The sequence below is a fragment of the Thiorhodovibrio winogradskyi genome, from assembly GCF_036208045.1.
In the GTDB taxonomy this organism is placed as follows: Bacteria; Pseudomonadota; Gammaproteobacteria; order Chromatiales; family Chromatiaceae; genus Thiorhodovibrio; species Thiorhodovibrio winogradskyi.
On sequence record NZ_CP121472.1, the window covers coordinates 5,153,686 to 5,164,135 of the forward strand.

At 61.1% G+C, this 10,450-nt stretch carries 12 protein-coding genes; 1 reads left to right on the plus strand and 11 read right to left on the minus strand.

Features of this window, described 5'->3' with window-relative positions; all coding sequences use genetic code 11:
• Position 1: 1 nt before the first annotated feature.
• Positions 2 to 820, minus strand: coding sequence for an Rpn family recombination-promoting nuclease/putative transposase (locus Thiowin_RS23575; protein ID WP_328985415.1), 819 nt, complete (start codon positions 818 to 820; stop codon positions 2 to 4).
• A gap of 228 nt (positions 821 to 1,048) precedes the next feature.
• Here Thiowin_RS23575 and Thiowin_RS23580 point away from each other — a divergent pair, with 228 nt between their 5' ends.
• On the plus strand, positions 1,049 to 1,672 hold the full coding sequence (locus Thiowin_RS23580; RefSeq protein WP_328985416.1) for an HAD-IB family hydrolase: 624 nt from the start codon (positions 1,049 to 1,051) through the stop codon (positions 1,670 to 1,672).
• Between the two features lie 40 nt (positions 1,673 to 1,712).
• Here Thiowin_RS23580 and Thiowin_RS23585 read toward each other — a convergent pair whose 3' ends face one another.
• The 10 genes from Thiowin_RS23585 to Thiowin_RS23630 all read right to left on the minus strand — a co-directional run bounded on the left by Thiowin_RS23585 (position 1,713) and on the right by Thiowin_RS23630 (position 10,318).
• On the minus strand, positions 1,713 to 2,585 hold the full coding sequence (locus tag Thiowin_RS23585) for an HpcH/HpaI aldolase/citrate lyase family protein (protein ID WP_328985417.1): 873 nt from the start codon (positions 2,583 to 2,585) through the stop codon (positions 1,713 to 1,715).
• Positions 2,578 to 3,726: a cysteine protease StiP family protein gene (locus Thiowin_RS23590; RefSeq protein WP_328985418.1), complete on the minus strand. Its 1,149-nt coding sequence runs from the start codon at positions 3,724 to 3,726 to the stop codon at positions 2,578 to 2,580. Before Thiowin_RS23590 ends, Thiowin_RS23585 begins: the two co-directional genes overlap by 8 nt.
• Positions 3,727 to 3,758: 32 nt before the next feature.
• Positions 3,759 to 4,550, minus strand: a complete 792-nt coding sequence (locus Thiowin_RS23595; RefSeq protein ID WP_328985419.1) for a haloacid dehalogenase — start codon at positions 4,548 to 4,550, stop codon at positions 3,759 to 3,761.
• The gene (locus Thiowin_RS23600) at positions 4,543 to 4,998 is read right to left on the minus strand and encodes a tellurite resistance TerB family protein (RefSeq protein WP_328985420.1); all 456 of its coding nucleotides are present in this window, start codon (positions 4,996 to 4,998) and stop codon (positions 4,543 to 4,545) included. The genes Thiowin_RS23595 and Thiowin_RS23600 overlap by 8 nt, the downstream gene beginning before the upstream one ends.
• A gap of 65 nt (positions 4,999 to 5,063) precedes the next feature.
• Positions 5,064 to 6,299 (minus strand): TerD family protein, encoded by a 1,236-nt coding sequence (locus Thiowin_RS23605; RefSeq protein ID WP_328985421.1) that lies wholly within the window; start codon positions 6,297 to 6,299, stop codon positions 5,064 to 5,066.
• Positions 6,300 to 6,307: 8 nt separating this feature from the next.
• Positions 6,308 to 6,886, minus strand: a complete 579-nt coding sequence (locus tag Thiowin_RS23610) for a TerD family protein (protein WP_328985422.1) — start codon at positions 6,884 to 6,886, stop codon at positions 6,308 to 6,310.
• Positions 6,887 to 6,943: 57 nt separating this feature from the next.
• Positions 6,944 to 8,131, minus strand: a complete 1,188-nt coding sequence (locus tag Thiowin_RS23615; RefSeq protein WP_328985423.1) for a phosphoribosyltransferase domain-containing protein — start codon at positions 8,129 to 8,131, stop codon at positions 6,944 to 6,946.
• 44 nt (positions 8,132 to 8,175) lie between these two features.
• Positions 8,176 to 8,772: a TerD family protein gene (locus Thiowin_RS23620; protein WP_328985425.1), complete on the minus strand. Its 597-nt coding sequence runs from the start codon at positions 8,770 to 8,772 to the stop codon at positions 8,176 to 8,178.
• A 127-nt stretch (positions 8,773 to 8,899) separates the two neighbouring features.
• On the minus strand, positions 8,900 to 9,586 hold the full coding sequence (locus Thiowin_RS23625) for a TIGR00266 family protein (protein WP_328985426.1): 687 nt from the start codon (positions 9,584 to 9,586) through the stop codon (positions 8,900 to 8,902).
• Between the two features lie 153 nt (positions 9,587 to 9,739).
• Positions 9,740 to 10,318, minus strand: coding sequence for a TerD family protein (locus Thiowin_RS23630; protein ID WP_328985427.1), 579 nt, complete (start codon positions 10,316 to 10,318; stop codon positions 9,740 to 9,742).
• Positions 10,319 to 10,450 lie beyond the last annotated feature (132 nt).

A 10,450-nucleotide genomic window follows, 5' to 3' on the forward strand; every position in this document is an offset into this window, starting at 1 on the left:
TCTACTCAGTGCGCCCTTGCTCCTGCATTTGTGCCTTTAAAGACGCTAGTTCGGCCAAAGCAGCCTCCTTCTCGGCACGTTCCTGGTCGGCCTTTGCGCGTTCTTGTTCTTTTGCCACACGCTCTTGTTCAAGCGCCAACCGTGCCTGCTCCTCGGCGGTGCGTGACTGCTCGGCGAATTGACGCGCCTGCTCTTCGGCCGCGCGCGCCTGCTCTTCGGCCGCGCGTGCCTGCTCTTCGGCCGCGCGTGCCTGCTCGGCGAATTGACGCGCCTGCTCGGCCTCGGCGCGGCGTTCATCGAGCTCTTGTTGGATACTCATCTGCTGGCGCAGATAATTCTGCCGCGCTTGGTAGGCGTGGTAGGCGCGGTCTTTCTCGGAGAAGCGTTCTAGGGTGCGCATGGCTTGCCTCATCTCGGGGGTCTGCATCCAGGGCGGAAGGGCGTCAGTGTCGAGGGTGACGCCTTCCTTGAAAAATTTCAGCCAACGTTCTTGCTCGGTGTTGACCCACTCGGCATGGAATTTGTTCAGCTCCAGCAGCCAAATGCCACCGTGATTGAGCAGACTGCGACCTTGGGGGTCGCGCAGGCGGAAGTCGTGCAGGTAGGCATCAGGATCCGGGAGCAGGTCTTCGGCAAGCAGCCAGATGGCGTAGGTGGGCTTGAGCGTGCTGTAAGGCTCGCCGTCGCTGAGCTGAGAGCTATAGAGATCGGCCCAGCCATAGCTGATGCGGGCCGGCAGGTCGCGGTAGCTTAAGAGCTGAATCTCGATCTGATAGAGCCCGCCGTGGTCTCGGCTCCGAGCAAGGCCTTGAAGACGCACAAACGGACCTTTTCAGTCTAGGAGCAGGCGGCGGCCAGGCCCAGGCAGGCTTTGGTAAAGATCAAACGCGCGGATTTACCGAAAGTTTACCTTGGCGGGCGCGTTTAGGCCCGAACCCTTGGCCTTGATATACTGCATCGCCCCATACGCCAGGGATCGGGTCGGAGCATCCACGCCCTGGGTGGAGACATCAGGCTGCTGTGCGATATTGCGCTGGGAGTTTTTTCATTGACGCAACCCCAACCACAACCCCAACCCCAAACAAGCGTCGCCGCTTTTGATTTCGACGGGACCATTTCCACCCGCGATACCTTTCTCCCCTTTCTGTTCCGCGCCTTTGGCTGGGTTCGGGTGCTCTCTGTGCTGTTGCCGCTGGCGGGCGAGGGTCTGCGGGTTCTGCGCGGACGCGCCAGTCGGGATGCCTTCAAGGCGCGGCTGATCGCACGACTCTTTACTGGTGTTCCAGTCAGCGCCATCACCCCCCACGGGCCACGCCATGCCGAGGCGATCCGACGGTGGCTGCGGCCGCGGGCGCTTGCGCGCATCGAATGGCATCGCGCGCAAGGGCATCGGTTGGTGATGGTCAGCGCGTCGCTGGAGTTGTATCTGCGCGATCTTGCCGCGGACTTGGGGTTTCAGGATCTTCTCTGCACGCAGCTGGGGCAGGAGGGCGCTTGCTTTGACGGGCGCATGGCCGGCGGCAATTGTCGCGGCGCGGAAAAAGTCAAGCGGCTGGAGACCCTGCTTGGCGATTTATCCCAACTGGAGATCCATGCTTACGGCGACTCGGACGGCGACCGGGAGATGCTGGAGATCGCCCAACATCCCTTCTATCGACCTTTTCGCGACTAGCAACCGAGAAGGCGGGGGTTTGCATGACCCTGCCGCCGTGCTACCCCATGTCCATGTTCGCGCGCGCGACAATCTGGCGCGCCCAGTGCCGATGGGTGGCGGGTTCGCACATGGAGCCTTGATATTGGAACACGGCACGGTCATCCAGCAGGATTTGTCGCGCTGTCGTCACCTCCGTGGATGTGACCTGAAAGGCAGCGTTGATCGACGCGAGTTGCTTGGGATGAATCGCCGTCTTACCGCAGAGTCCATGCGCGATGTCCTCGGCCAGCTCCTCGCTCAGCAGCTCCGGGCAGTCAAGATGCTCGAACACCGGCGCCGTGAGCTGGAAGCCAAAGGGTTTGAAAGTAGTCACCAGGTTGGCAATGGTGGGGCCCAGGGGAGTGCGATAAATGGTGCGGTCGCGCGGACGGCGCAGGCCCAGAAGTGCGAGCAGGTCGTTGCCGCCGATGCGCAGCGCCAGGATGCGCTCCTGCTGGCCTGCCGCGAGCATTTGATCACGCAGGTCGCGCATGCGCGCGACATCAAAAACATCAAGCGTCTCCAGGGTCGGCATGCAGCGAAATCCGGTGCCGGCCAGGGGGCCAAAGTAGGCGTCGAAGTTACTCAGGTCAAGCTTGGGTAAGACAAAGCCGTCGAGCTTGCCCGCCCCAGGCAGGGCCAGCAGCCAGTCGAGAATCTCGGGGTTGCGCACCCGCACGAAGCGCATCAATGTCGTGCGCTTCTCCATGCGTTCAAGACAGTGGCGGAGGTTGTCGAGCGCAACGCCGAGTGCCTGCTCGGCCACGGCATCCTCGGTACAGAAGATCACCGAGCGCAGACTGGGCCAACGGCTGGCGTTGGCGATGGGCAAACAGTCCTTGTGCGTCAGCGGGACATAGAGCGAGCCCCCAAGTCGATAAGCCTCAAGCATCGGATAACCCTTTGATGAGCGCGATGGCCTGGTAAGGCGAATTGGGGTCGACCTCGCCAGGCACTTGCTTTTCCGTGGCCAACTGTATCAAGTGAGCGACTTCTGGAAGATCGGGATCGCGCAAGATGAGCCGCTCGGGCACCCGCCGCAACAGGACGCGCGTGGCCTCGCCGATTCCGGGTTTGATGAAATTCGCATTCGTGATGCCGAAACGGGCGCGAATGTCGGCCAGCATGCGGGTGGAGCGCTCGCGTGCCGCGGTCGGGTCGACTGGCTGTGTCGCCGGCTGATAGCCGGCATCCAGCTGCGCGCGGATCGTCTCGCGCAGCGCGTCGACGAACCAGCGTGACAAATCCTGGGGTTCAAAGTGCGCGTAATAGACGCAGCCATGAAAGTCGTCGGGGCCGATTTGATGGTTCAGGATCGAGCGGCTAACCAGTCCGGACATGGTCGCCCCCATGATGCTCGAGGGGATCAGGTAATCCTCATCCGAGGGGGCAACCCCGACGCCGGCCAGGTCGGTCAGGGCATGGAGGCGGGAATCCAGGGTAAGGCCCCAGCGGGTCTTAAAGTCCGCGAGCGCGTGCTTGAGTTCACGCGCGATCACCCCTTTGCCGGTCCAGCCATCGACAAAGACGATGCCGGCTGGGTCGCGCTGGCAGTCCTCAAGAATAAAGCGCAGGGCGCGTTGATCAATGCCGCGATCACGGATGATGGAGATCGAGTAGTGCCGCGCTGGGCGCGCGAACACCTCCGCCAGGGTGTGCTTGAGCAGGACGCCGACCGGGGTGCCAGCACGCGCGAGCGAGACCAGGGTGATCTCGTTGGCGTGCTCGGCGGCAATCATGGCGGCTAGGTCAAGCACGCCGCGCGCCATGCGATCACGCGTCATGGCGAAAGCTTGGTGAAAGACCTCAAGGTAATCCGCCGAGGGCAGGGATTCGAGGCTTAACATCTCGCTGTAATGCCGGAGCCCCGCCTGAATCAACCGCTCCTTCTCGGCCACCGGAGTGTCGTCGATAGCGATGGGTTTCAGCAGAAAGCAGACATCCTCGGGGCGATAGCTGCCTGGGAAGCCGGCCGAGGCATTGGCCCTTTGGCTGACGGCGTCCCTCTCCGCATTGTTGTCCCGATGCACCATTAACGGGGGTAACCTGCCGTTGCGGGAGCCGATTAGGGCGTCAACGCACGCGCGGCGCGGGTGGCAAGAGTGGACGCGAACAACTGGGTGCCCTCCGGAATGATGGCATAGTCACATTCCGCCATGAAGGGCGCGTCAATCAGGCTATCACCAACGCCAATGGTGAGGATGTCGCCGCATTCGCGCCTGAGTTGCTCAATCAGATGACGCACCGCGAACTCCTTGCCCAGATAGGCGGGAATCACGGCCAGATTGTTCTCGTTGCGGTGCAGCCTGTGCGCGCCAGCATGGGCCGCGACCCAGGGCGTGACCAGCTCGCGCTGCAAGCGGTCAAGATCGGCCGCCCGGTCATCACGATACTTGGCGACCCAATACAGAGGCAGCCCGAAGTCCTCGATGATGCGCACGCGCAGGGCCAGGCGCTCGCGCGCGATCAGTGCCTCGGCCTGGTCGAGCAGCTCGCCTAGCTGATTGATGCAGGCCCGCGCGCCCGCTGTCGTGCGCGCGATCCAGTCCGGCTCCGGCTCCCCTTGGTGATCCAGGATGATTCCGCCATAGTCGAGAATGCGCCAGCTGGTGAATGGCAGGTCGACCCGCGCGAACGAGGCCTGATTCCGCGCCGTTGTCGGGATCAGGGTCGCCTGCCCGGCCAGGAAATCCCAGAACGCGCGTTGCCGGGCCGTCATGAACGAATGTGCGCTGCCGTCGGCCAGATAGGCCGCTGCTCGCGGGTTAGGCTCATGAGCGCATTTGCGCCGAGTTTGAAACAGCGTGTCATCGAGATCGACGAAGATGTACCGACGTGCCAGCACATCCTCAGCCAAGCTCGAACTCCGCTGGGTCGATGCCAAGCTCGGTGGCAATGCGACGGGCGACCTGCTTCTCGTCATTGTCGAAGTTTCCATCCGCGCCCGCGATGGCGATGATGAGCCGCATGATCAGCCGGGACGCATCATCCTTGCCCTTCATCTTGCGAATGGCGTCATAGGCCTTTGCCTCGCCCAAGTCCTTGTCGAACTCAATCTGGGTCATGATGTTCTGAAAGGACTCGATGATCTCCTTGCTGGAGAAGACCGACAGGGCTTCATAGTTCTCCATGAAGCGCATCATCTTCTGCTTTTCATCCGATGAGACGCTGCCATCGGCCATCGACATGAGCACCGAGCCGCTCACGGCGGCGTTCAGGAAGTCCTTGTTCTTGAACTTCATCACCTCGGTTTTTAGTTCGGATGCCTTGTGCTTCAGGTTGTTGAGTAGGTCTTGAAATGCCATGCGATGCCTCGGTTATTGGTGGTGAATGCTGGGTGGTGAATGCTGGATGATCAGCCGACCCGAAATTAATTCTTGCTACCGCGAACCCAGTCCAGGCCCCAGTGGTGCGCCTGGTCCATATCCAGGTGTCCGCGATAATATTCGACCAGCTTGGTGATCTTGACCGCGCCGCTCTGATTCTCCAGTAGCGCGATGGCGCACATGGGCCGGTCGTTGCGATGGGAGTCGAGCCGCACTTCAATCTCGGGCTGGTTCGGTGTCTTGAGGCGGATCACGGCATCCGCCTCGGCCCAATTGGGAGCGCCTTCATAGATGAAGGCATAGATGAGCACGCGTCGGATCCGATCCCAATGCTGACCATTGACGCGCAGGTTCTCGCCCTCGCTGCTGGTGCCGGTGCGATCATCGGCGTCGAGCTTGATATACGGCGGCTGCTGATAGTTGCCAAGGGTGTTTCCGAGTGCCTGCACCGCGCCTTTCATGCCGTCGTTCAGTTCAAACAGGCAGCCGACATCCAGGTCTGTCTTGCCGCCGCCCATCAGGTTGCCAAAAAAGCCTTTCTTTGTGCCCGCCGCGACCGGTCGCCAGTTGAGATTGATCAGCATCTCGCCAAAGGCGGCGCTGTCCTGTTTCTCCAGCGAGACCGTGCTGCCGGATTTCTCCAGGGTGATCTTGCTGAGATTGACTGCCGGATTGGCGGGCGGCGTGCTCGGGGGCGGCGGGGGAGGTGGGGTTTGGGGTGATGGCGCATCCGCCGCCACGCTGCCACCGAAATGCTCGACCAGGGCCGCGAGTCCGCCATTGAAGCCCTGCCCCAGGGCACCGGCGCGCCAGATGCCATTCTTGCGGTAGAGCTCCAGTAGCATGAGCGCGCGCTCGGCGGCGAAATCCGACCCACTGAAGGCAAAGCGCGCCACATCCCGAGCCTCATCCATGAAGCGCACATGGCCATGGCCGATTCCGGACATGGAGCCGGCGCCATCAAGCGCCGCGGTGAGCGTCAGGCGCTCGATGCTTGCCGGCAGCCGGTCGAGGGCAATCGCGAAGCTGGCATTGTTGCCAGTCCCCGGAGCATTGGCCTGAGCGCCGGTCGCGTCCAGCGCCACGCCACCGCAGGGTGAGCTCGGCTGGTTGAAGAACACCATGTAGCGCTCATCGGCAAGCTTGCCCGCGGCATCTAGCCCGAAGCAGGCAAAGTCGATCACCATCCCCGGTGCCTCGATGGTGACACCCAGGGTGAAGCGCTGCCCGTTCGGGACTAGGTCGGTGATTTTGGCCCGTTGGCCCAGCTTCATGTCCATTGGCGAGATCAGCCGACGTTGACGCCGTGCTGTCGCGCGAGCGCCGCCAGGCCACCGGCATAGCCCTGACCGACTGCCTTGAACTTCCAGTCGCCGCTGTGGCGGTAGATTTCACCGAAGACCATCGCGGTTTCAGTCGAGTAATCCTCGGACAGATCGAAACGCACCACTTCTTGGTTGTTATCCCGGTTGACCAGACGCACGAAGGCATTGCTGACTTGCCCGAAGCTCTGCCGGCGCGCCTCGGCGTCATGGATGGTCACCACGATGATGAGCCGCTGAATCTCGGGCGGTACCTTCGAGAGGGTGACATGCACGGACTCGTCATCTCCCTCGCCCGCGCCGGTGAGGTTGTCGCCGGTATGTTCCACCGAGCCATCGGGGGACTTTAACTGATTGTAAAAGATAAAGTAACTGTCACTGGATACCTTGCCGTCCTCTTTGACCATGAAAATACTGGCATCCAGGTCAAAGTCCTGGCCATCGGTCGCGCGCGCATCCCAGCCCAGTCCGACCAGGACATTTTCCAGGTTGGGTGCCTCCTTGCTCAGGTTGACATTACCGCCTTTGTTCAAGCTAATCGCCATGCAATCCTCCTTCTGTTCATGTCATCGTTCAACGAGGGTGGAGCCTCCCGCGCCCAATCAGCCGTCCCCAGGCAGTCGGGACAGCGCCGCCGATGATGTCCGCGGCGAATCGGGATGCCGATAGGTCACGCAGGCTGGCCCTAAGTTATGCACCAGATCGCGGAGATCATCAACCGGGGTTTCATGACAAAGAATGATGCGGTCAAAAGTGGCTGGGTCGACATTGTAAAGATAGTTCGGAATGCCTTCGCCATAGTTGTCCTGAAATACTAGCCGACGCTGGATATCCGCACCTAGCCGGATTGGCGAGCGCGTGGTGGCCTGGACCAGGGTCTTGAGCCCCAGCGCTTCGAGTGCCAAGCCAACCCGGTAGGCCAGATGCATGTATTCCCCGGTGCCCAGCACCAGCACCCGTGCCTTTGGCGCCAGATCCCGCGCCAGATGCCGGATATCGGCCTCGGCTAGGGCCAGCGGGCGGTCAAGACCCAGGCGGCCGCTGCCATGCCCCGCGAGTTGCTCCGGCAGCCGGCGGTTATCTCCCACCGCGATGGGGAGTGGCAGGTTTGCCAGGCTGGCCGCGGGCGTGAATGCCAGTTCAGCCTCTAGCGCCGATAGGGTGCTGACCGGTAGGCTCAGCCTCCGTGACCAGTCCGAGGCGGCACGCGCGCCACTGAAATCAGTGATGGCGACAAAATGCACCCGTTCGAGATTGGGGTTGATGCGTTGATAGGCTAGCGCAAGATTGCACAGGGTCGCGCCGGTACTGATCTCATCGTCGATCAGTATTAACTCGCGCGCGGCGCGGAAGCGCGCTCGCAGATGCGGCTCCCGCGGCTCGTAAAGGCATTGCTCCGGGGCATGGCAATGCGCTTCCTCGAACTCCAGGCGCGGCCAGCCTGGAAGAAAATAGCGGGTGGAATGCACAAACAACGCCTGAGCGCTCGGATCGCGCTCCAGTAGCGCCTCGAAAACACCCTGCCCCAGACCCGTCGCGGTTTCTGCCATCGCCATGCACAGCCAGGGTCCGGCGCCAAGTTCCAGGCGCCAGGCCAGATGGGCATGTAGCTCGCGCATCCGGCCGGGCGTGACCGGCCAGTGCTTGCCCAGGACCTTGCTGACGAACAGAAACCCCCGCTTGGGATTGTCGCGCGCCGCGAAACCACAGAGATCCTCGAGCGGATACCGGGCCTTGCGCACGCGCAGTCGCAGCACGCCAGTGTCCAGTTCAATGCGGTGCTCGGTCATCCGACCTCAAGTTCCGTGGCGGAGGGCGCCGGCCTCGCCACGACTCAGAGATGGGGTTTGATTTGCGGGAGGAGTTCCTCGAAGGTGCGACCCTGACCCGTTTCGCCAATGGCGTGCATTTTCCATTCATTGTTGTGGCGATACACCTTCGCCATGACCATGGCGTTATGCGAGCCTTGGCAGCTGAGATCGTAGCGGGCGATTTCACTGTTGTTGGCGCCATTGACGATTCGGCAGAAGGCGTTGGCGACCTGGGAGAAATCCTGTCCGGTGTAGTTATTGACGGTAAACACCAGGCTTTTGACATTGGCCGGAACCGCGGAAAGATCTACTTTGATCTGCTCGTCGTCGCCCTCGCCCTCGCCGGTACGATTGTCGCCGGTATGCTGGATGCTGCCATCGCGACTGCGCAGTTGACGAAACCAGACCGCATCGAGCTGATTGCCCTGTTCGTCGAACAGCAGGCAGGACGCATCTAGGTCGATACTGCTACCGCCACCGCCGCCGAAAAGTCCGCCAAGCATGCCGGATTTTTTCGCGGTCGCGGCGTCCCAGCCTAGCCCCATGACAATGCGGCTGAGTCCGCCGCCCGCTTCCTTGTCCAGCGAGATTTTTTGTCCTTTCTGCAAACTGATGCCCATGGCGCCCTCCAAATTGCACGATAACCGTGCCTGATTGCTGTTGATGACCACCCCGTGTCAAAACGGGAGGCTTGATGGATGCCGCTCGTCCCAGTTACTAAAGCCGCCCCAGTCGGATCAGAGACTTCTATGATGACTGCCGCGGCCGAAACAGGTCGCGATTGCGCGAGCAGATCACGACCTTGCCTTGTCCACGGAAGCGAATGACCAGCCCCTCCCCAGAAGTGACCGAGTTCACGATATTGCCAAAAAAACCCCCGCCGGTTCTTGGGGTGCCGACTTCGAAAGACAGCGTCGAGGACCAGGCCACCACATGACTGTTGTCGACTACCGTCTCACGCCCTGGGGTGACATCAAGCGTAAACACGGAACCAAAGCCAGAGACGGCCAGCTTTCCCTGCCCCCTGGCCTCCATGATGACAAAGCCGCCCGTTCCACCGAAAAAACCGCCACCTATGGTGTTCAGTCGAGGATTGATCGCAACACTAGACTCAGCGGCAAGAAAGCTGCCGTCCGAGAGCACGAAATCCGCGCCGGGCGCGACATCGAGTAGCTCGACCCCGCCTGGCAGGGCGGGTGAGAGCAGACAGTCGCCATCACCGGACACCGCTTCGATTTCCTGTTGAAACAGCGACTCGTCATTGGCCAAACGGCGCACCAAGGCCCGCCCGATTCCACCGCGCAGCTGTCCCTTGACCTGCAGCGGCTCCTCCATCATGACCATGGCATCGGATTCACAAAAAATTTTCTCCCCTTTTTGCAGGCTGACATGCAGAAAGGGATCGACGTCTCCGGTAATGGTGAAACTTGGCATCGCATAGCTCCCGGATCATTGGGGGATCATTGGTGGATCACTGAAAGATCATTGAGAGATCAGCGGGGGATGATCGGATCCCCTGAATCGCCCGCCCTGCCGCGCATGGCGCCAGGGAGAGCGGAGCGGCCATCCGTCATCCGCCAGCAGGCATCAGCCAAGGTTAACGCCATGATCCTTTGCCAGCGCGGCCAAGCCACCGGCGAAGCCTTGTCCAACGGCCTTGAATTTCCATTCGCCGGAATGTCGGTAAATCTCGCCGAAGACCATGGCCGTCTCGATGGAGTAATCTTCCGAGAGGTCAAAGCGTGCGATTTCGGTGTTGCTGTCTTTGTTGACCACCCGCATGAAGGCGTTGCGGACCATGCCAAAATTCTGGTTTCGGCTCTCTGCCTCATGAATGGTGACAGCAAAAACAATGCGGATCACATCCGGGCTGACCTTTGGCAACTCGATGGCGACCGACTCATCGTCGCCTTCGCCTTCTCCGGTCAGGTTATCCCCTGAGTGAACCACGGCGCCGTCCGGGGAGGTTTTCTGGTTGTAGAAGATAAAATGTGCGTCAGACAATACCTTGCCGGAATCGCCGGTCAAAAACACGCTGGCGTCGAGGTCGAAGGCTGTTCCATCGGTCGAGCGCGCATCCCAACCAAGACCAATGGTGGCATTGGTCAATCCGGGATCGGTCTTGGTCAGGCTGACATTGCCGCCTTTCTGTAAGCTAATGGCCATGGTTTCGCTCCTGAATCTTTTGTTGAAGTACAAAAAAACCTAGGTTATGAAGGAATCGCTTGTCCCGCGCCCTCCAGGTTGGGCATTGACCTCCGGGTTGCAACCTGTCGGAATCGGTTCCGGTTCCGGTTC

Excerpts from the sequence above, each read along its gene's own strand:
- Thiowin_RS23585 (WP_328985417.1), bottom strand. The coding sequence starts at position 2,585 with ATGCTTGAGGCTTATCGACTTGGGGGCTCGCTCTATGTCCCGCTGACG.
- Thiowin_RS23590 (WP_328985418.1), bottom strand. The coding sequence starts at position 3,726 with ATGGTGCATCGGGACAACAATGCGGAGAGGGACGCCGTCAGCCAAAGG.
- Thiowin_RS23600 (WP_328985420.1), bottom strand. The coding sequence starts at position 4,998 with ATGGCATTTCAAGACCTACTCAACAACCTGAAGCACAAGGCATCCGAA.
- Thiowin_RS23605 (WP_328985421.1), bottom strand. The coding sequence starts at position 6,299 with ATGGACATGAAGCTGGGCCAACGGGCCAAAATCACCGACCTAGTCCCG.
- Thiowin_RS23610 (WP_328985422.1), bottom strand. The coding sequence starts at position 6,886 with ATGGCGATTAGCTTGAACAAAGGCGGTAATGTCAACCTGAGCAAGGAG.
- Thiowin_RS23615 (WP_328985423.1), bottom strand. The coding sequence starts at position 8,131 with ATGACCGAGCACCGCATTGAACTGGACACTGGCGTGCTGCGACTGCGC.
- Thiowin_RS23620 (WP_328985425.1), bottom strand. The coding sequence starts at position 8,772 with ATGGGCATCAGTTTGCAGAAAGGACAAAAAATCTCGCTGGACAAGGAA.
- Thiowin_RS23625 (WP_328985426.1), bottom strand. The coding sequence starts at position 9,586 with ATGCCAAGTTTCACCATTACCGGAGACGTCGATCCCTTTCTGCATGTC.
- Thiowin_RS23630 (WP_328985427.1), bottom strand. The coding sequence starts at position 10,318 with ATGGCCATTAGCTTACAGAAAGGCGGCAATGTCAGCCTGACCAAGACC.